At 70.5% G+C, this 19,761-nt stretch carries 16 protein-coding genes; 15 read left to right on the forward strand and 1 reads right to left on the reverse strand.

Going from position 1 to position 19,761, the window contains the following annotated elements:
* Positions 1 to 189 precede the first annotated feature (189 nt).
* The 8 genes from ACZ61E_RS26940 to ACZ61E_RS26975 all read left to right on the forward strand — a co-directional run bounded on the left by ACZ61E_RS26940 (position 190) and on the right by ACZ61E_RS26975 (position 7,913).
* A complete protein-coding gene (locus tag ACZ61E_RS26940; protein WP_469702458.1) occupies positions 190 to 1,542 on the forward strand; it encodes an aminotransferase class I/II-fold pyridoxal phosphate-dependent enzyme in 1,353 nt (450 codons plus the stop codon).
* Positions 1,533 to 2,294 (forward strand): tryptophan 2,3-dioxygenase family protein, encoded by a 762-nt coding sequence (locus tag ACZ61E_RS26945; protein ID WP_469702459.1) that lies wholly within the window; start codon positions 1,533 to 1,535, stop codon positions 2,292 to 2,294. Before ACZ61E_RS26940 ends, ACZ61E_RS26945 begins: the two co-directional genes overlap by 10 nt.
* Positions 2,291 to 3,928 (forward strand): amidase family protein, encoded by a 1,638-nt coding sequence (locus ACZ61E_RS26950; RefSeq protein WP_469702460.1) that lies wholly within the window; start codon positions 2,291 to 2,293, stop codon positions 3,926 to 3,928. The genes ACZ61E_RS26945 and ACZ61E_RS26950 overlap by 4 nt, the downstream gene beginning before the upstream one ends.
* Positions 3,925 to 4,524, forward strand: coding sequence for a hypothetical protein (locus tag ACZ61E_RS26955; RefSeq protein ID WP_469702461.1), 600 nt, complete (start codon positions 3,925 to 3,927; stop codon positions 4,522 to 4,524). The genes ACZ61E_RS26950 and ACZ61E_RS26955 overlap by 4 nt, the downstream gene beginning before the upstream one ends.
* Positions 4,525 to 4,528: 4 nt before the next feature.
* Positions 4,529 to 5,140: an OmpA family protein gene (locus ACZ61E_RS26960; RefSeq protein WP_469702462.1), complete on the forward strand. Its 612-nt coding sequence runs from the start codon at positions 4,529 to 4,531 to the stop codon at positions 5,138 to 5,140.
* Positions 5,137 to 5,877, forward strand: coding sequence for a hypothetical protein (locus ACZ61E_RS26965; protein WP_469702463.1), 741 nt, complete (start codon positions 5,137 to 5,139; stop codon positions 5,875 to 5,877). The genes ACZ61E_RS26960 and ACZ61E_RS26965 overlap by 4 nt, the downstream gene beginning before the upstream one ends.
* On the forward strand, positions 5,874 to 6,956 hold the full coding sequence (locus ACZ61E_RS26970) for an aminotransferase class I/II-fold pyridoxal phosphate-dependent enzyme (protein ID WP_469702464.1): 1,083 nt from the start codon (positions 5,874 to 5,876) through the stop codon (positions 6,954 to 6,956). The genes ACZ61E_RS26965 and ACZ61E_RS26970 overlap by 4 nt, the downstream gene beginning before the upstream one ends.
* Before the next feature lie 498 nt (positions 6,957 to 7,454).
* Positions 7,455 to 7,913, forward strand: a complete 459-nt coding sequence (locus ACZ61E_RS26975) for a hypothetical protein (protein WP_469702465.1) — start codon at positions 7,455 to 7,457, stop codon at positions 7,911 to 7,913.
* Between the two features lie 60 nt (positions 7,914 to 7,973).
* On the opposite strand, the gene ACZ61E_RS26980 is transcribed toward ACZ61E_RS26975, so the two are convergent.
* On the reverse strand, positions 7,974 to 9,248 hold the full coding sequence (locus ACZ61E_RS26980) for a serine/threonine protein kinase (RefSeq protein ID WP_469702466.1): 1,275 nt from the start codon (positions 9,246 to 9,248) through the stop codon (positions 7,974 to 7,976).
* Between the two features lie 1,269 nt (positions 9,249 to 10,517).
* Here ACZ61E_RS26980 and ACZ61E_RS26985 point away from each other — a divergent pair.
* The 7 genes from ACZ61E_RS26985 to ACZ61E_RS27015 all read left to right on the forward strand — a co-directional run bounded on the left by ACZ61E_RS26985 (position 10,518) and on the right by ACZ61E_RS27015 (position 19,446).
* Positions 10,518 to 11,078: a hypothetical protein gene (locus ACZ61E_RS26985; protein ID WP_469702467.1), complete on the forward strand. Its 561-nt coding sequence runs from the start codon at positions 10,518 to 10,520 to the stop codon at positions 11,076 to 11,078.
* Between the two features lie 296 nt (positions 11,079 to 11,374).
* The gene (locus ACZ61E_RS26990) at positions 11,375 to 13,630 is read left to right on the forward strand and encodes an MMPL family transporter (RefSeq protein ID WP_469702468.1); all 2,256 of its coding nucleotides are present in this window, start codon (positions 11,375 to 11,377) and stop codon (positions 13,628 to 13,630) included.
* 81 nt (positions 13,631 to 13,711) lie between these two features.
* Positions 13,712 to 14,563: a nuclear transport factor 2 family protein gene (locus ACZ61E_RS26995; RefSeq protein ID WP_469702469.1), complete on the forward strand. Its 852-nt coding sequence runs from the start codon at positions 13,712 to 13,714 to the stop codon at positions 14,561 to 14,563.
* A gap of 347 nt (positions 14,564 to 14,910) precedes the next feature.
* A complete protein-coding gene (locus ACZ61E_RS27000) occupies positions 14,911 to 15,867 on the forward strand; it encodes a D-alanine--D-alanine ligase family protein (RefSeq protein WP_469702470.1) in 957 nt (318 codons plus the stop codon).
* A gap of 18 nt (positions 15,868 to 15,885) precedes the next feature.
* Positions 15,886 to 16,524, forward strand: a complete 639-nt coding sequence (locus ACZ61E_RS27005; protein WP_469702471.1) for a C39 family peptidase — start codon at positions 15,886 to 15,888, stop codon at positions 16,522 to 16,524.
* On the forward strand, positions 16,521 to 17,903 hold the full coding sequence (locus ACZ61E_RS27010; RefSeq protein WP_469702472.1) for a UDP-N-acetylmuramoyl-tripeptide--D-alanyl-D-alanine ligase: 1,383 nt from the start codon (positions 16,521 to 16,523) through the stop codon (positions 17,901 to 17,903). The genes ACZ61E_RS27005 and ACZ61E_RS27010 overlap by 4 nt, the downstream gene beginning before the upstream one ends.
* Positions 17,904 to 18,072: 169 nt before the next feature.
* Positions 18,073 to 19,446, forward strand: coding sequence for a hypothetical protein (locus ACZ61E_RS27015; protein ID WP_469702473.1), 1,374 nt, complete (start codon positions 18,073 to 18,075; stop codon positions 19,444 to 19,446).
* Positions 19,447 to 19,761 lie beyond the last annotated feature (315 nt).

The following is a 19,761-nucleotide window of genomic DNA, read 5'->3' on the forward strand; positions in this document are numbered from 1 at the left end:
CGGCCACGTACGCGTCGTGAGCGCCTTCGCACCCCCGGCGGGGCGCTCACGACGCTCCTCACGTACAGCCACGGCGGCCGAACGGCCGCCGCTCTGGAGTCCTCACATGCATCTGCCCCCGCTTCGCCGTTCCCGTACCGTCCCCCGCCCCCGCGCCGCGTGGTGCCCCGATCCCCTCGCGGTCCGGTCGTGACCGCCCCGGTACCCGCGCTCCGGGACATCGCGGGCCCCCTTGGCGAACCCACTCCGTACAAGGACATCCCCCTCCTCGCCGACCACGAGGAGCAGGGACACGACCCGGCCGTGCGGCTGAACCTGGGCGAGGCTCACCAAGCCCCTCACCCGGCCCTGGTCGCGGCCATGAACACGGTGCCTGCGCACGCCCACGGGTACCTGATGACCCCCTACGGCTGGCCGGTGCTGCGCGAGGTCCTGCGCACGTACATCACGGCGACGCACCGCCTCACCGGCGCTGCCGAGATGGGGGTCGACTACGACGTCGCCTCGTGCGCCGGCCACACCCGCTCCGTGATGCCGGACTTCGGCCGCCTGCTCATCGAGGAGAACGACCGGGCACGCCGCGGCTCGCCGCTGCGCGGCCTGCGGGCCCGGGTCCGCAGCAGCCGGGCGATCGCGGTCACCTCTGACTACGCCTGGGATTACGCCGGCGCGCTCGCCCCGGTCGGCTTCGAGATGCGGACCTTCCGTGTGTGCCGCGAGGGCCTGTACCAGCCGGACGTCACGGAGGTGACGGAGGTCCTGGCGCGCGCGAGGCGCGACACGGCCGGCCCCGTCACGCTCGTGATCAACCCGCAGCACAACCCGAGCGGGGCGCACTGGTCGCCGTCGGTGGTGCGCGGGATGATCCGCGCCGCGCTCGCTGCCGACGCTGCGGTGCTGATCGACGACGCGTACTACGGCGTCGTGGATCCCGGTGTCGTTCCCACGTCCGCGCTGCGGATCCTGCTTCAGGAGCTGAACGGCCTCGCGCCCGCCTCGCGGCCCCGGTGGCTCGCTGTCCGTTCCCTGGGCAAGCAATTTTCGTGCAACGGGTGGGGCGTTGGCTCCCAGACCGGCTCCCCGGACACGCTGCGCGAGCTCGGCGAGCAGCTGACCCGGCGAACGTATCCGGGCGGGCCGCTGGAGATGGCGATGGCCGCCTGGCTCAGCAATCCCGACAGTGACCGGTTCTTGAACCACCAGAACGAGCGGCTCGCGACGAAGCGGGCCGAGGCCGGACGGCTCCTGGCGGACGAACTCGGCTACCCGTCGGACGCCTACTACGTCGGCGAGTGCGCCACCTACATGCTGATCCGCGTACCCCCGTGGGTCGTTGCCGAGGGACGGGACTACCGGCGGCTGGTCCTCGCGCGAGCCGGTGTGCTGCTGGGCGAAGCGCACATGAGCACCCCCGGCCGGCCGCCGAGGTCCCAGGGCGGTCATGCCCGGCTGTACGTCGGGGCCCCCGAGCAGGTTGTCACCGGGGCGCTGAAATCGATGGCCCGGACAGGGATGGGCTGGGGGAAACCGTCATGGCGATAGCACCCCAGCCGGGCCCGCCCGCCGTGGAGAGCACGGCCCACCCGGACCTGTCGTACACGGACCTCCTGCGCCTGGAGCGCCTGCGGTCCGCCGTACGCACCGACGTGGACCCGTCCATGAGCGTGTTCCTGGTCCCGCATCAGGTATCCGAAGTGTGGTTCGACCTGATGCAGAAGCTCCTCGACTGCGCCGGGAAGAAGATGATCGCGCGGGACAGCCGGACCGCTGCCGATCTGGTGCGCCCGCTGCCGGCCGTGATGGGCGTCGTGGAGAAGCATTTCGAGGTCCTGCGCCAGCTGTCGGTCGAGCAGTTCGAGGACGTCCGCGGGCGGCTCGGGACGGCGAGCGGCATCCAGTCCGCTCAGTGGCGACTCATCGAGTACACCTGCGGGCTCCGCGACGAACGCCACGTTCACACCGCCGGGTTCACCGCGCAGCAGCGCGCGATGCTGCTCCACCAGCTCGATCAGACCCCGCTGGAAGAGCTCTTCGCCGGTTTCGCGGCGGACCTCGGCGAAACGGCGGAGCACGGCGAGCGGGTGGCGCGGATCCGGGCCGATCTCCTCGCGCTCGACGAGGCGGTCCGCCGATGGCGCCAGGCGCACGTGAGGATCGCCAAGCACTTCGTGGGCGAGCGGACCGGCACCGGCGGCTCTAACGGCGTGGAGTATCTGCAATCCGCCGCCGACCGGTCCCTGTTCCCCGGCCTCACTTCGCCCGTTGGCTCACCTCACGCCCTGGAGGCGATGTGACCAGAGTCCGCCCTCGCCCGTACGTCGCCCACCGGTTCCCCGAACCCCTCGCCTACGACGCCTGGGAGCCGCCGACCGCCGCCGACATCGCCGCAGCCTCCGGCCGCGACGGACTCGGCCTGACCGTGGACCAGGTCCAGATGTTCGCGGACATGGCCCCTGCGTTCGCCGGCGCGCACCAGCGCGCCGCCCGCGCGTGGCTCGATGCCCGGCCGTTGCCGCGCGCGATCCCGTCCGCACCGGGACGGGACGTGTGGAACGCCATCGCGTACCAACTCGACCTCGACGGGGCACCCGAGGGGCTGCTCGCCGGTATCAGGATCGCGCTCAAGGAGACGATCTCCGCCGCACCCGGAGCGCCGGTCGGCGCGGGGAGCCCTCTGGTCGCGGGGCACCGCGCCCCTTTCGGGGCGACGATCGCCACCCGCGCGCTCAACGCCGGGGCGTCGATCCCCTACACCGGCCGGGCCGACGACCTGTGCCTGGCGATCAGCGGCGACACCGGCCACAAGGGCAAGGGCGCGGTTCGCAACCCGTGGTCCCCCGGACACACCCCGTGGGGCTCCAGCGCCGGCGCGGCCGCGCTCCTCGCGGCCAGCGCCGTCGACGCCGCCCTCCATGTGGACCAGGCGGGCAGCGGCATGACCGTCGCAGCGGCCACCGAGGCGGTCAGCCTCCTGTGCACCTGCGGCCGTATCCCCACCACCGGCGTCATCGGTTTCCACCCGCTGCTGGACCGGATCGCGGTCTCCGCACGGGACACCCGGACCGTCGCGCTCCTCGCCTCGGTGATCTCCGGCGGCGACGGTACCGATCTCCTCCAGGGCCCGGACTGCCCGCCCGTCGACTGGGTGCCGGGGCTCACCGGAAACGTCGAGGGCCTGCGGATCGGCGTCGTCACCGAGTCCCTCACCACCGGCCCGGACGGCCTGTGCGACCAGGAGGTCGCCGACGTGGTCCGGGCGCGGGCCGCCGAACTTGCCGCCCGGTGCGGCACGCAGCTGCGCGAGGTCAGCATCCCGGACTACACGCTTGCCGCCGACGTCACGATGCTGCTCACCGTCCACGCCGGTGTGCCCTCGCTGCTGGCCGGCCAGCTGGGCACCAGCCCCGTCGTCGCCGACGGCGACCCGCGCCTGGTGCTGCACTTCGCGCAGGCCCGCCGTGAGCACCCCGAGCTGCTGGCGACCACGGTCCAGCTCTCGGCCGCCGCCGCGGGGTTCGACGGCGGCCAGCCCTCCGGGTACTGGCCCGCCGTCGCCCAGGGTCTGCTGCCACGGCTGAGGGCCGCTCTCCTCCGCCCGCTCACCGGCGGATCGGACCAGGTCGACATGTACGTCATGCCGACGACCCCCACCACCTCACCGTCGCTGACCGAGGACCTGACACCCGAGCAGAAACTCGCCCGCGCGCTGGGACCCGGCATCCGCAACACCGGATCGAACTGGAGCGGCCTGCCCAGAATCACCATCCCCGCCGGACGCGTCGGCCGACTGCCCGTCGGGATGCAGCTCACCGCCCTGCCCAACCGCGAAGACCTGCTCCTCAACGCCGCGTACGCGCTGCAACCCCCCGGCGGGTACCCCGCCGCCCCCCACGAACCTCGACAGTTTCAGGAGGACCGACAGATATGAGCACCCCCCGGCGGGCACGCCCGCCTCACATCTCCGCGGCCGCCATCGCCATCACGGTGGCCCTCGCCGTGGCCCTCTTGCTTACCCTCACCGGATGCTCGGACTCGGAGGAGCCAGCAGAGCACTCCACCACGCCCGCCGCCGACTCCGCCCCGCCGAAGGACACCGCCCCCGAGGCGGACTCCGACCTCGGTCCCGCCGGGAAGGCTCTCGCCACCGTCGCTGGCGACGAAGACATGGTCGCGAAGGTCACCAAGGTCGAGCGGACCTCGAAGTACCTGACGGTCACAGCCGTTCTTGAGAACACCGGCACGGAGGATTTCCTCGCTACCGGCTGGAAGGACGAGACCGGCCGCACCCCCTACACGCTGGCCGGATCGTCGTTCGTCGACGAGGCCAACGGAATGCGCTACCTGCCGGTCCTGGACGAAAAGGGCACCTGCGAGTGCACGTTCCAGCTCGGAGGCAAGCTGAACGCCGGACAGAGCACAGTGGCGTACATCCGCTTTCCCGGCGTGCCTGCGGACGTGACCACGGTGGACCTCAAGATCGCCACCTTCCCCCCGGTCGAGCTTCCCCTCCCGGAAGGCGAGTGACGACGTGCGCCGGCCCTTCCTTCTCCTGCTCTCCGCTGTGGCGCTCGGCGCCGTAGTGGCGCCTCCCACTGCCGCAGACTCCCCCGCCGCACCAACCACCCCCATCACGAGCAAGTTTCAGCCGTACAAGATGGTCACACGCACGGTTGATCGCCTCACCACGCTCCAGGAGCCTCTCGCAACCCGCCCGTCCGGGGCCCGCGTCTACAAGCTGATCTCCCGGGTCGAGTCCCTCAACGGAACTCAGCGCCGGGCCACCACCAGTTCGACGACGACGTACAGCCTGCAATCCACCCTCCTGTTCGCCAAGGACAGTGCGCGACTATCGCCGTCGGCCAAGAAGGAACTGCGCCGCGTCACGGGACGGATCTCCGCAGCACGCGCGGATCAGGTCGACGTGGTCGGCTACACCGACGACCTCGGCAGCGCCGCGCACGGGCTCACGCTGTCCCGTCAACGCGCCGAAGCCGTCAAGAAGGTCATGGAGAAACAGGCTCCTGGTGTCGATTTCACCGCGAAGGGGCTCGGCGAGCGGAGCCCGATCGCGGACAACGCCACTGAGGAGGGGCGGGTCAAGAACCGGCGCGTCGAGCTCGGATGGCAGGGCCCGTCGTGAGCACCGCCGGCGTGAACACCGACTCCGACCCGCTCCCCCATCAGGGGTACATCGCCGCCGTCGCCGCGGCGGTCGGCGCTGCTCCCCGCTATACGACCGAGCGGTTCGTCGCTCTCCCTGAGTGCGACGGGCTGCTGACGGCGGTGCTCCACTACCCGCCGCACACCGGCAGTGGCCATTCGGCCCTGCCGCACGGGCTGTTCCTGCTCTGGGACCAGCGCGCGGGCTGGCGCTGGATACCAGGCGGGGTCACGACGGCCCGGGAGGTGTCGCTGCCCGTACCGGTCCTGGCCGCACCGTCCGCGCTGGCGCGCCTGCTGCCCGAGCTGCTGGCCGGCCGCACCGGCGAACTGGTCTCCAGCCGTGAGCAGTGGCCGCTGACACCGACGCACCGTCGCCTGCTCGGGCGTCTGGACGTGGTGGAGGGACTGCTGGAGTCCGGATGGACGTGCATCAGCGCCCCGTATCTGCCGGTGGTCCTCACCAAGGGCCCGGCCACCTGGCTGCTGACCGCCCATCACGACATCTGGCGCGACGCGGCCCCGGGCTCCGACTGGCGCGACAGCCGCCTCAGCAGTCCGGCCGGGACCGAGTCCTTCGGCGTCGGGGTCCCCGGCAAGGAGATCCTCGATGCCGCCCGCGATGCCGTCGCCGGCACCTGGACGCCCCGGTCCTTGCCGGCCGGACGCCGTCCCCGTGTTCTGCACGCGGTGCCCCGCCCCAAGGACCCCACATGACCACGACCGCGCTCACACCCCGCGAGGAGCGCCAGGGCGGCGACCTCACCGGCCTGCCGGACATCAGCCTGGACCTGAGCCTGTGTGCCAACCCGCTCGGCCCCTCCCCCCGTGCGGATGAGGTGCTGAAGACGTTCGACGCCCGGGATCTGCTGAGACCGCCGTACGGGGCCGTCGACGAGTACCTGGCCGCAGTCGCCCGCGACCTCGGCGTCAAGGCCAAGCACCTGACCCCCGGGAGCGGCGTCAGCGGCTTCATCACCATGACGTCCCAGATTCTGCGCAAGGAGGCCAAGCGCGGCCGGGTCGCGGTCATCACCCCGGAGTACTCCGGGACACTCAGCCGCTTCCGCCACGCCGACCTGATCGCCCCGCCTCCCGGCACGTATCCGAGCGTCGAGCGGCGGCTGCGCATGGTCCACCGCGCCATGGAGACCCACCGCTACGTTGTCCTGAGTAACCCCTCCAACCCGGAGGGCCTCTATCTGCCTCCTGGGGAACTCCTCGACATCGCCCGCGGGCACCCTCACTCACTTCTCGTGATCGATGAGGAATACGTGCTCTTCCAGCCCGGCGCGGAGACTCTGGCCGGGACGGACCTGCGCAATGTCGTCGTCTGGCAGTCCACCGGAAAGACCTACGGGGTGGTCGGCACGCGGGCCGGTGTCATGTGGACCCGCAACAAGCGGATGACCAAGAGGGCTCGGCGGCTCGTGGCGGACTGGCCGCTGTCCGCGATCGACGTGGCGATCTGCGTGGCCGCCCTCGCCGACACCGCGTGGAGAAAGGACACGCTGCGGCAGATCCGCGGCAATGCCTACCACCTGGAGCACCTGCTTGGCCGCGCGTTCGGCGCCTCGCGGGTCTTCGGCACGGTCCATTTCCGGTTCGTGCAACTCGACGACCCCGCCCCGATCGCCAAGCACCTGGAAGACCAGGGGATCGCCGTACGGACGTTCTCCTCCACGGTGCCCGGACACCTGTCGGGGATACGGTTCCTCACCCCGATCGGCGTCGACGACCGCGAGCGCCTCAGCGAGGCGCTCTCCTCCTGCCCGGCCGACCTGATGCCGAGGTGATGACGTTGCGTTCCGTCGACCCCCGCCGCCCGAGCGCCATCCGGTACGGGCACTACGCCGACCGGGATTTGCCGCGCGTCGGCCGAGGCGGCGTGTAAACGCACGAACGGCTCCCGATGCTGGCCGGCAGGGAGCCGTTCGTTTCTGCTGATTACCAATCCGAGAGTAGCGCGTGACGCGGGCGACCGCCGCCGTGTCCGTGGCAGCTCTCGGAAACGAGGGAGCAAAACGAGCCATGACCGCACACCCACAACAAGGCGACAGCGCCGTCGACTTGATACCGACCGTGAACCGCCCCGCGACACCCGCCCACGCGGCGCCGTACCGGCGGGCGGCCGCCGGCGACGTCCCGCACCACGCCCCTCCACCACCCTCGTCGACCACGAGCGCGACACACGGCCTCACCGCCCGGCTCCGTGGTGCCCGGACCGGGCCCGTGCATCGCCCGGCCTCGCGTATACCAGGTGCCCCCGCCTTTGCGCGGCAGGGTGAAACCGCATGAGCCGGCGAGGGCCCGGTGAGCAGGAGAAGGAACTGGAACCGGGCGCGCAGCAGTGGGGGGACGCGCGCTTTCAACGCGGCCGCCAACCGCTCCACCCCTTCAGCCAGTTGCCCGACTGGGTGGGCTGCGCGGCGATCTCGCCCGGCGCCAAGGCTCTGTACTGGGCGCTCCATATGCACGTCAACCAGGAGCGCAAGGAACGTGCCGGAGACATGCGGGTGTGGCCCGGCCAGCGGCGGCTGCTCGCCATATCCCGCATCAAGTCCAAGACCACGCTGCGCAAGTACCTGCGCGAGCTGCGGGCGATCACGGCCGTGGAGTGGGACACCGGCCGCCACCCGCGCAACCCGCTGCGCGCGCTGACCGTCTATACCGTCCATGAGGTGCCGGAGGACTGGTACACCGGCCCGAGGTCCATGGACGACGTCCCCGACGTATACGAGGACGACGCGTGACGTCCCTGACCTCAGCTCGCGTTGTTTCCCCTGCGAGCCCACGAGTGGGGGTGGAACTTGCTACTCGTGCAGATTCTCCGAGCCAACCAGCATAAGGCGGAAGAGCTGGTTCGGCCCGCCGTGACGGCTGTACTGAACGATCGGCGTGTGGTCGTCAGTGCGTGACTCAAGGACGTCCAGCCGCTTGCCTGCGAACGTCCCGATCTCGAACAGACCCTGGCCGACCGGGTGGAGGGAGAACCGCTGGTTCGCCCCACCGTGGCGGCTGTACTGGACGATCTGTGTGAAGTCCTCAGTGCTGGCACCCTGAACGTCCAGACACTTGCCTGCGAACGTCCTGATCTCATACAGCCCGTCGCCGGTCGGGTGGAAGGTGAACTGCTGGTTCGGCCCGCCGTGGCAACTGTGCTGGACGATCCGCGTATGGTCCTCGGTGCTGACTCCCCAGACGTCCAGGCTCCTGCTGGCGAACGTCCAGATGTGGAACGGGCCCAACGGGCCGCTGTCGAGTTGCCGCAGCGCCCGCGCGAGGGCGGCGGCATCCGGGTACCGCTGGGCGGGGTCCTTGTCGAGCAGGGTCAGCACGAGATCGTCCCAGTCGGGCGGGACGCCCTCGGCCACCGAGCTGGGTGAGGGCGGCTGCTGGGTGGAGTGGGCGGTGATGTAGCCCATGGCATCGGGGGCCTGGAACGGCGGACGGCCCGTGATCATCTCGAAGAGAAGGCAGCCCAGGGCGTACAGGTCGCTGCGGGGCTCCGGGTAGCCGCGTGCCTGTTCGGGGGCCATGTACACGGGTGTGCCCACGATGAAGCCCGTCCTGGTGACCCGAGTCGCAACGGGATCGGCTGCTTTCGCGATGCCGAAATCGAGGACCTTCACGACGCCGGACGGCGTGACGAAGATGTTGGACGGCTTGATGTCCCGGTGCAAGACCCCGGCTTTGTGCGCGTCGTCGAGCGCCTCGCAAATCTGCGCGCCCCACCGGGCCACGTCCGGCAGAGCGACGGCGCCTCGGTTCAACACCGCGTCCAGGCCCTCGCCGCGCACCATCTCCATGACCAGGAACGGGACACGATCGTTCCCCGTCCCGGTCTCGCCGAGATCGTGGACGGTCACCGTGTTGGGATGCTGCAACTGGGCAGTGATCCGTGCCTCACGCAGGAACCTGGCGCGTTCCTGATCGCCGCGACTTCCGCCACCGGCGAGCTGGGAGATCAGTTTGACGGCGACGGGACGCCCCAGCGTCTCGTCCTGCGCCTCCCATACCTGCCCCATGCCACCCTCGTCGAGCTCGCGCACCAACCGGTAACGGCCCCCGAGAAGTTGGTCTCTCACTGCTACGCCTCCCCCGTTGCGAACCGCCAACTTGACCGTACTGCAGGCGACTTCGTGATGCGGGAGAGTTCACAGTTCCCTGCACCGCGCGGCGAAACCCCAGCTCATCCGTGCACGCGAATCTCGACGGACAGGCGGATGACGGTGCCCTCGATGATGGGTACCTAAGCCGGGCTCCAGGGGTTTGACGTACCTGAAGGACGATCGAGCAGGGCTGGATGGTTGCCCGTCTTGCCGCTAAAACTGCCGTGCAGAACGGGTGCTTGCCGGGTCGTACCGAAGACTTCAGCGCGCGATGGCCCGACCTTGGCACTGAGATTCCCTTCAGTGACCGCGCACTCCTCACAGCTCGGCTCGCCCATCTCGGCTGTCGGAGCCGATCGTGCTCGGCGAGGTCTACGGAGTGTCAAAGAGTGACACCCCGGAGAACCAGTTTCTGGCCCTCCGGAGCGCCAGAAACTGACACCCCGGAGGGCCAGAAACTGACATCCGAGACGCTCAATATCTGACCCGGAACTATACGAATTTGAACAAGACGAAGTTGAATAAGACGAACGCATAAGGAGACGAACCCGAACCTTACGAATTGTGGGCCGCTATGCGGGCTCATCGACTGCCGGGGGCTGCCCCGCCCCCAGCCGCCCCCGGCCAGCGCCTTGGATGCGCTGGACCATCCCCAGGTCATGATCCTGCGCTCCGCGCACCGCTTCGCTGGACCATGCCCTCCGATTTCCTGTGGTTGCCCACCGTCGTGGCTGAGAACCCACCTGAGGTAGGAACAGCAACCACAGGACGCGCGATATCCGTGCATTCGTGTCGTGTCGCGTTAGGAGCTTTTCAGCGGCTGGAGCGGGAGCTACGTCTGACGCAGGCGGCGATGGGCGCGTGTTCGCGATCCTTCGCAGGGGTTTGGTGTCCGCTGTTGGCGCGATGGGCTGCGAGCGAATTCGGTTCAGGATCGTGCTACCTAATAGGTCTTCCGAAGCAGGCGCGTGCTCGGCATGCTTGTACAGGAGACACTGCGGCTGTATGCGCCGTGGCTCGTCACCCGAGAGGCCCGCGAGGACGTCCGGTTGGGCAAAGACCGTGATCCCGGGCGGCACCCAGATGATCTTCTCGCTCGGGGCCGCCCCGGTCCGGCGTCGGCCGCCGGCTGCGGCACCAGCCATGTGCCGGTTGCGCCACCAGTCCCCTGCCCGTTCCGGTCCGCGGCTGCCACTGTCGGTAGTGACGGCACCAGAGCATGATCGAGGAGAGGACAACCCCGGCATGATCACCGACCCGACCGGCCCCCACACCGCTCCTCCCCGCGACGTCGTGGTGTTCGGCTCCGCAAGCATCGCCTACGTGCTGACCGACGCGCTCCGCGCCGCGGGGCTCTCCGTAGGGTCCTGGCTGCTGCCAGCCGGCGCGACCCCCGTCCGCGCCGCCACACACTTCTTCCGTGACCTGGACGACGGCTGCACCGCCGCCCGCTGGCACGGCGCTTCCGTCGGGATCAGCCTGTGGCGCTGCCCCCGCGTCGCCGCGAGGATCGACCGCCTCGCCCGCCCCGCCCTCGCAGCGGGGGCGCCCGCCGACGGTGCAGGCCTCCGCTGGCTCGACCTCTCCCCCACCTCTCCGGCCACCCCGCTGCTCGCCGACTGGTCCGCGCACCTGTATCTCCCGTCCGGCACCCGCCACGCGCTGAAGGCCGCCGCACAGGACGCCGACCCGGCCGGCACGTACGCCCGGACCGTCCGCGCCCTCCTGCGCACCCTCCCCGGCCCCGTCGGGACCCCGCTCAGCGCACCCCACTCCCCCGTCGGCCCCGCCGTCTTCGCCCGCTGACCACCGCCCAGGGGCGCCCGCCCCGCAGGACCAGCAGCTCAACATCCGGCCACCAGTTCGCGGTCCGCCGGGGCCTGGCCGGAGCACCCGCCGAGTACACGGGGATCGACCGTGCACAGGGGGCGTGGAGACACCGGCCCGGGGGGGGCAGCCTGGACGCGCTCGGGAGCCGGGCCGCAGGCTGTTGCCGTGCGGACTGTCTCGTCGCCGGACAACGCGCCGGCACCGGGTCCCTCCCCTCCCCCGCGCGATGGCTCCAGCGGCACCGGCCGTGCTCCTCCTCGAAAGGTTGCCGAATGTTCGCCTCACTGGCCAGATTCACCACACACCGCAGCAGGCTGGTCCTCTATCTCTCCGGTGTGCTCCTGGTGCTCGCGGGAGCGCTGGGCGGTGGCGTGATATCGACTCTCTCCGCCGGTGGATTCACCGACAGTTCGACCGAGTCCGCGCGGACGGCCGAGGTCCTGGACGGACGGTTCGGCTCGGGTGCCCCCAATCTGACCCTGCTGGTCTCGGACAAGCGCGGCATTGACGATCCGGCCGTCGCCACGGCCGGCGCACGGCTCACCGAGCGCATCGGCGCCGAGGACGGCATCGAACAGGCGCTGTCCTACTGGACGTTGGGCAAGCCCCCGGCCCTGCGCGGCGAGGGCGGCGACAGCGCCCTGGTCCTGGTGCGGATCACCGGTGACGAGGACCAGGTACAGAAGACGCTGGAGCGGATCCAGCCGGAGTACGACACCAAGGTGGAGGGCCTCGACACGCGCGTGGGCGGTGTCGCGGTCGCCAACAAGGAGATCACGGACACCACCCAGGACGATCTCCTGCTGATCGAGATGGTCACCTTCCCGGTCCTGCTGGTCGTGATGCTGTTCGTCTTCCGGGGTGTGGTCGCGGCGCTGGTGCCGCTGATGGTCGCCGGACTGACCATCGTGTCCGTACTTCTGACGCTCCGTATCCTCACGCTGTTCACCGATGTCTCGGTGCTGGCCACCAACGTCGCGACCGGACTCGGACTCGGCCTGGCGATCGACTACGCCCTGATCCTCCTCAAGCGCTACCGGGAGGAGTTGAACGGCGGCGCCGACACGGACACGGCCATCACGACCGCGCTGCGCACCGCGGGCCGTACCGTCCTGTTCTCCGCGGTGACGGTGGCGCTCGCGCTCGCGGGACTGCTGGTCTTCCCGTTCTACTTCCTGCGGTCCTTCGCGTACGCGGGCATCCCGACCGCCCTGCTGGCGGCGATCGTCTCGATCACCTTCCTGCCCGCGCTGCTGAAGGCGCTCGGCCCGCGCATCGACAAGGGCCGGATCCGCGTCCTGAACCGCGGCAAGGAGGAGAAGCCCCCGAAGCCGGAGGCGGAGCGGTTCTGGTACCGCCTCGCGACGACCGTGATGCGCTTCCCGATCCCCGTCGCGGTCGCGGTGATCGGTCTGCTGCTCTTCCTCGGCTCCCCGTTCCTCAACCTGCACATGAGCCTCGCCGACGACCGCGTACTGCCGGCCGACACCCAGTCGCGGCAGATCAGCGACATCGTGCGGGAGGACTTCAGCGCGCAGGAGTCGCAGGCGCTGAACGTGGTGCTGAACGACACCCCGCCGACCGGGGAGCGGTCGACCGACACGTACGCGCAGAAGCTGTCCACACTCGACAACGTGGCACGCGTCGACAGCGAGGCCGGTTCCTTCGCGGAGGGCAAGCAGGTCGCCCCGCCCGGACCGGGCTCCGACCGCTTCAGCGCGGAGAGCAGCACGTATCTCTCGGTGATCCCCAAGAGCGAGTCGCTGAGCGAGGAGGGCGAGCGCCTGGTCGAGGACATCCGGTCGGCCGAGGCACCGTACGACGTCCAGGTCGGCGGCCCGGCGGCGGAGCTGGTGGACTCGCTGGACTCCATGTACGACGCGCTGCCGATGGCGCTCGCGATCATCGGCATCACGACGTTCGTGCTGCTGTTCCTGTTCACCGGGTCCCTGGTGCTGCCGCTGAAGGCGCTGGTCCTCAACTGCCTCAGCCTCAGCGCCACGTTCGGTGTGCTGGTGTGGGGCTTCCAGGACGGTCATCTGGAGGGATTCGTCGGCGAGTTCACCGTCACCGACACGATCACCTGGACCGTGCCGGTGCTGCTGTTCTGCATCGCGTTCGGCATGTCGATGGACTACGAGGTCTTCCTGCTCTCCCGCATCAAGGAGGAGTGGGACCGCTCGGGCGACAACCAACTGGCCGTAGCACGCGGGCTGGAGCGCACCGGCGCGATGGTGACCGCCGCGGCGGGCCTCATCGCCATCGTGTGGCTGGGCTTCGTCCTGTCGGGGATCTCGTACCTCAAGGCCATCGGTCTGGGCCTGGCCGTCGCGGTCCTGATGGACGCGACGCTCGTACGAGGCGCGCTGGTACCCGCGTTCATGCGCCTCGCGGGGCGCGCCAACTGGTGGGCGCCGGGGCCGCTGGTCCGCTTCCACCGGCGCTTCGGCCTGCGCGAGGCGGCGGACGAGCCGTCGGGTACGCCGGGCGCGCCCGACGGGAAGCCGACGCGCGAGAGCGTGCACTGAAGCAATCCCTGTGACGTCGATACGACCGAGGTACGGGCCCCACGGCGGAGCCAGGGCCGCCGAGAAGATCAGGAGAGAATCATGAGCACCGCCCATCCCCCCACCGCCGCCGAGGACTTCGCCGGCTACCTCCGCGCGTACCACGCCGACGCGTTCGACGGCACCGACGCCGTCGAGGACGTCTGGTCGCGCTACCACGTGCCCGACGGCGACCACGAGGTCAACGGCCGCCGACTGGACCTCAAGAAGATCCTGGGCGGCATCCGCTCCAGGCGTTCCCTGGGCGCACCGTACGAGCTGTACATCCACGAGGTGATCGTGGAGGGGCGCACCGCCGCCGCCCGGTACACGATCGGCACACCCATGCTGTGGAAGGTGCAGAGCGCGACGCATGTGACGCTCTTCGCCGAGATGGCGGAGGACGGGCGGGTCGCGAGCACCACCGGCTTCTCCTCCAGCAGGCCCGGCTGGTCCGGGCCCGGTGGTGAGGACCCGTACGACGACGGGGCCCGGCCGGCCACCGGTTCCGTCCCCGCCCCGCCGCCCGCGGCCGGGGCCGAGCCCACGCCCGCCCAGGACCCCGCGCACTATCTGCGGGCGTACTACCTCGCCGGCTACGACCCGGGGGTCCCGGTGGCCGAGGCCCACGACCACTTCCACACTCCGGACGCGCAGCACCACGTGGGGGGCAAGCTCATGCAGCGCTCCGCCGTGGTCAGGGCACTTGAGGAGGGGCGCAAGCAGGGCCACAGCTACCCCGTGGAGGTGCACCGGACGCTGCGCGAGGGCAACCGCTTCGCGGCCCGGTACAGCACCAGCCGGGACGGAAAGCCGTCACGGACGCAGGAGATCCTGGCCTTCGGGGAGTTCGCCGACGACGGACGCGTGAAGTCGGTCCGCTTCGTACTCGACCCGGGCGTCCACGGCGCCTAGGGGGTCCGGGTTCGGCGAGCAAGGGGCGCTGCGGAGTGAGAGGGACGCATCCCGGGCGAGCGTGACGCTCAGCCGTGATCAGTCCCGCCCGGCGGCCCGGAGCCTGCGCGATTCGCTCGCGGACCTCGCTGCGATGAGGCGCGCGGGGCCGGTCATGGCGTGGTGCATCAGCCAACACTGTGCAAGGTGCGTTCTGGCCTCCCCCTGCATGTGGGGCCCCCTCACTGATGGTTGAGTGCTCCCGAACGGCATCGTCGGTGAGGCGCCGTCACCCTCTACTTCCGACCTGCTGAGGCGGACAGGGCTGGGCGCGAAGTGCGACTCAACTCTTCGAGCAGGGAGCCTGTATGTCTGCATTCGACAATCAGCGGATCGGTGTTCTGTACGGCGGTGACTCGCCGGAGCGTGCGGGGTCGGTCGCCTCTGCCGAGGCTGCCGCCAAGGCCCTGTCCGTGCAGGGGCTGTCCGTGGAACTCATCGACCTTCGGGGCATCGACTTGACCGCGCTGGCGGGCCGGATCGATGTGGCGTTGCTGGCGTCGCACGGCCTCGGCGGTGAGGACGGGAAGATCCAGGGTGCTCTCGACACTCTCCGTATCCCGTACACGGGGTCGGGGGTCAAGGCGTCGGCCGTCGGCATGCACAAGCTGACGCTCAAGCAGATGGCGACGGCGGCGATGATCGACACCCCAGGCTGGGTGGAGGTGAACCCGAGACACACCACGGTGACCGCGATGTCCTTGGCGGGGCGGAATCTTGGTTTTCCGGTGTTCGTCAAGCCGGTCTCCGGCGGCGGGAGCCTGGAGGCGGCCATCGCTCGCGACGAGCGTGAGCTGACCGCTGTGCTGGAGCAGGACCGCGACCAGTCGTACGGCGAGTACATGATCGAGGAGTTCGTGCCCGGAGTGCCGTGTACGGTCGGCGTCCTGGAGGTCGACGGCGAGCTGCGGACGCTGCCGATCCACACGGCCGAGACCGACCGGGAGTTCTACGACTACGCGGCCAAGCACGATCTTTCGCTGAGGCGTGAGACGTGCCCGGCCGATCTGCCGCGTCTGACGGCCACCCGGCTCAGCCAGCTCGCGCTCCGTGTCCACCGGCTCATCGGTGCCCACGGGCTCTCCCGCGTCGACTTCCTGCTGGATCCGTCCGGCCGCACCCCGATGCTGGAGATCAACACGGTTCCCGGTCTCTCCGAGCAGGGGAATCTCGCCACCATGGCGGCGGCCGGCGGCATGCCGTACGGGGATCTGGTCCGACACGTCCTGGCGACCGCGTTCACGAAGCCCGCGTACGTGCCGTAGCGGGCAGACTGTGGGGTCATGAACGGCTCCGCGCTCACTCATCCCGTCCCGTACTACTCGCAGTGGGAATCCGCCGACCTGGTACCGGAGTTCATCACCGGCGCCCGGTCGGCGGCCGACGATCCGCTGTGGCAGAAGTCCGGCGCCGACAGCCGCGAGGAGTACGCCTTCTGGGCGCCGCGTATCTGCGGCATGGCGTGCCTGCGTATGGCTCTGGACCACTGGGGGCATCCGGTGCCGCCGTCGGTACCGCTGCTGCGGGAGGCCCTGGGCGCCGGTGCGTACGTACGCACCGGCGATCAGGTGAAGGGCATGATCTATGCGCCGTTCGCTGACTGGGCCGCCCGGCGCTGGGGTCTGCACGCCGAGGTCCGGCCCCGTCTGGAACCGGAGGAGATCCACTCGGAGATCAGCCGGGGGCAGTTGGTGGTCCTGTCGGTGCACAAGACGATCCGGACCCTCGACCCGGCGCCGCCGGCCCGCGGCGGGCATCTGGTGCTCGCCGTCGGTACCGGCCCCGAGGGGATCCAGTTGCACAACCCGAGCGGTCTGCCCGGCCGCTCCCAGCAGTTCGCCCCCGTCCCCTGGGCCGACCTGGGCCGGTTCTTCGCCGGGCGCGGCGTCGTCCTGGGCCAGCACGTACGAGGAGACCAGTGATCCCCCTTACCCTCGCCGAGATCGCTACGGCAACCGGCGGCACCCTGCACCAGGCGGGTGATCCGCACACCGTGGTCGACGGGCCGCTGTCGTTCGACTCCCGTGCGGTGGCGCCCGGCGGGCTGTTCGCCTGCCTGACGGGCCGTACGCTCGACGGGCACGACTTCGCCGGCCAGGCCGTACGGGACGGTGCCTGCGCCGTCCTCGCCACCCGGCCCGTCGATGCTCCCGCCGTCGTCGTCCCCGACGTTCTGGAGGCGATGGGGCGGATCGCGGCTGCCGTGGCCGCGCGGTACGCCGGTACCGTCATCGCGCTGACCGGCTCGGCGGGCAAGACGACCACCAAGGACATCCTCGCCTCGGTCCTGGCCCTCCACGGGCCCACCGTCGCCAACGAGAAGTCGTTCAACAACGAGATCGGCTTCCCCGTCACCGTCTCCCGGGTCCGGCCCGACAGCCGGTATCTGGTCCTGGAGATGGGGGCGCGCGGCATCGGGCACATCGCGTCGTTGTGCGCGGTGGTCCGCCCCGTCATCGCGACGGTGCTGGGTATCGGCTCCGCGCACGCCGGGGAGTTCGGCAGTCGGCAGGCCACCGCCGACGCCAAGTCGGAGATCGTCCGCGCCCTGCCGTCGAACGGGACCGCCGTCCTGTTCGGCGACGACCCTCTCACCCGGGCCATGGCCGAGGTCACCGATGCCAAGGTGCTCACCTTCGGCACCACCCCGGACTGTGACGTGCGGGCAGGGCAGGCCGGCGTCGACGAGTACGGCCGCGCGTACTTCACCCTCCACCACGGTGCCGCGCAGGCGCGCGTGCAGCTGAGGGTCCATGGGCGGCACAACATCACCAACGCCCTCGCGGCAGCCGCGACCGCCGTCGCCGCCGGCGTGCCGCTCGACCTCATCGTCGCGGGTCTTCAGAGCGCCGAGCTCGCCTCGGGCGGCCGGATGGAGATCATGCCGCGCCCTGACGGCGTCACGGTCATCAACGACGCGTTCAACGCCTCCCCCGAGTCGGTACTCGCGTCCCTCGACGCCCTGGCGGACATCGCCGGGACCGACCGGCGGCGCGTCGCGGTGCTCGGCGAGATGGCCGAGCTCGGAGCCGATGCCGACCAGTGGCACGACACGGTGGCCGAGAAGGTCATCGACACCGGTGTCACCCACATGATCGGCGTCGGCGGTGACCAGGCACAGCGCATGATCACCAACGTACGTGCCGGCGGTGTCGCCGCCACCGAGGCCGAGCGCGAGCTGCCTCTGGCCCCGCAGATCAACGACCTCCTCAAGCCGGGTGACGTCGTCCTCGTCAAGGGTGCCAATGCCCTGGGGCTCGACGTCACGGCGCGCGAGCTCGGGGCGCTGATCGCGAGCTGACGTCCCGGAACCATGACGGCCCGGTTGCGGGCCGTCGCTCCGGTCGTTCCGCATCGCGTCAACTCGCCCAGGAGCACGCCGTGTTCGGCACGCAAGGGCATCTGCCCCCTTGGAGAGCGGCCGGGCGATAGCCTGCCGGGACCGACCGCCGGAGGCGCCCGTGAGCCACATGCCGCATCCAGCGTCCTGCGCCCGCGGTCTGCGCGAACGCCTGCTCGGACAGGCCGGGTCGCCGGACCCGGTGCCCGCCGCTCTCCTCGGCGAGATCGCCGCGCACATCGCGGAGCACTGCGGCCACCGGCCGCTGAAGTGCCGCCGCCTGGCTCAGGGGTGGACCGTCGATGCCGCCCTGCGCGCACTGCGCGCCCTGGCCGACGCCCTGAACCGGCGCGACGCACAGTTCACCGACCGGTCACTCAAGGAGTGGGAAGCCGGACGGCTCCCCACTCCGAGCACACAGGACCTTCTGTGCAGGCTCTACGCCACTGGCCCCGTGCAACTTGGCTTCGGACACGACTACACCCCCGCCGCCTCTGCCGAGGACACCCAGCCACCGGGAGACGCCACGAACCGCCGAACCGCCCTCAAGGTCCTCGGCCTGACGGCCGCCGCCCCCACCGTGACCGACGCGTTCGCCCTCACCACCGAGCTGGAACGCACCGACTTGGGGCCCGGCACCCTCGACCAACTCGACCAGCAGATCACCCACTTCGGCGCCACCTACGCCGCCCGCCCCGCCGCCGAGACCTGGACACCCGTCCGATCCCTTCGCCTCCACACCGCGACTCTTCTCGACGGCCACCACACCCTCGCCCAGCGACGGCACCTCATCACACACGCGGGCATGCTGTCGGTGATCTTGGCGTGGCTCGCGCACGACATGGGCCGCCCCGACGCCGCTCTCGCCTACGCCGCCGACGCACGCGCCCACGGGCAAGCCGCCGATTCGGGCGAGGTCACCGCGTGGGCCGAGGACCTGACCGCGACCGTCCACCTCTACGAGAACCAGCCCGCACTCGCCGCAGCGTGCGCCGACCGGGGGCTCGCAGCCGCGCCCGCCCGCTCCGCTGTTGAGGTACGGCTCGCCGCACAACGAGCCCGTGCTCTCGCACTCACCGGCCACGGCACGGAGTTCGCCGCCGCGCGCCGCGCCGCCCACGGAGCCGCGGAAGAGTTCCCCGTGCACGCCTCCGGACTGTTCTCCGCCGACCAGATCCGCCTCGTGTCCTTCGACGCGACCAGCTACCTGGCCCTGCGACAGCCCGAACAAGCCCGCCGCTGCGCTGAAGAGGCCGTAACGCAGTACTCCGGTGAGATCACACGTTCACCCACCCGCGCCGCCATCGCACGCCTCGACCTCGCCGCCGCCCACGCCGCCCTCGGCGACATCGGCGCGGCCCTCGACGCGGCTCGCCCCGCGCTCACCTCGCCCCGTCCCGCCGCCGCCATCAGCGGCAAAGCCCACGCCCTCGCCCACGCCCTGACCCCCTACCGCCACCCCGACGTCACCGAGTTCACCGACCACATCCGCACACTGAACTGATGCACCGCTGCCCTGAACGCTCGGGGCAGCGGGCCCGGAGGATCGGACCATCGGCAACAACTCCAGCGCCTCGGTGGATTCCGGCGTCCGGTCAGCGCTCAGCACCTCGGCGGGCAGCTCAGCACGGTGAATCGTCTCCACGGGGCGCCGCACGTCCTGCCGTTGTGGCCCAGCAGCCACGCCATATTCGACTCGATGCCCGCTCAAGTCGGGCGTTCCCGTTCACGCGCCATTCCTGGACACCGCGGGGGTCGACGCCTGCCTGTCCGTCCCCGGTCACCAGCGGATGCCGCGACCTCTCCGGCGGACCGCCGG

It is taken from the genome of Streptomyces sp. NPDC104581 (assembly GCF_055583685.1).

Coding starts and splice junctions, on each gene's coding strand:
- ACZ61E_RS26945 (WP_469702459.1), top strand. CDS start 1,533: ATGGCGATAGCACCCCAGCCGGGCCCGCCCGCCGTGGAGAGCACGGCC.
- ACZ61E_RS26955 (WP_469702461.1), top strand. CDS start 3,925: ATGAGCACCCCCCGGCGGGCACGCCCGCCTCACATCTCCGCGGCCGCC.
- ACZ61E_RS26970 (WP_469702464.1), top strand. CDS start 5,874: ATGACCACGACCGCGCTCACACCCCGCGAGGAGCGCCAGGGCGGCGAC.
- ACZ61E_RS26975 (WP_469702465.1), top strand. CDS start 7,455: ATGAGCCGGCGAGGGCCCGGTGAGCAGGAGAAGGAACTGGAACCGGGC.
- ACZ61E_RS26985 (WP_469702467.1), top strand. CDS start 10,518: ATGATCACCGACCCGACCGGCCCCCACACCGCTCCTCCCCGCGACGTC.
- ACZ61E_RS26990 (WP_469702468.1), top strand. CDS start 11,375: ATGTTCGCCTCACTGGCCAGATTCACCACACACCGCAGCAGGCTGGTC.
- ACZ61E_RS26995 (WP_469702469.1), top strand. CDS start 13,712: ATGAGCACCGCCCATCCCCCCACCGCCGCCGAGGACTTCGCCGGCTAC.
- ACZ61E_RS27000 (WP_469702470.1), top strand. CDS start 14,911: ATGTCTGCATTCGACAATCAGCGGATCGGTGTTCTGTACGGCGGTGAC.
- ACZ61E_RS27005 (WP_469702471.1), top strand. CDS start 15,886: ATGAACGGCTCCGCGCTCACTCATCCCGTCCCGTACTACTCGCAGTGG.
- ACZ61E_RS27015 (WP_469702473.1), top strand. CDS start 18,073: ATGCCGCATCCAGCGTCCTGCGCCCGCGGTCTGCGCGAACGCCTGCTC.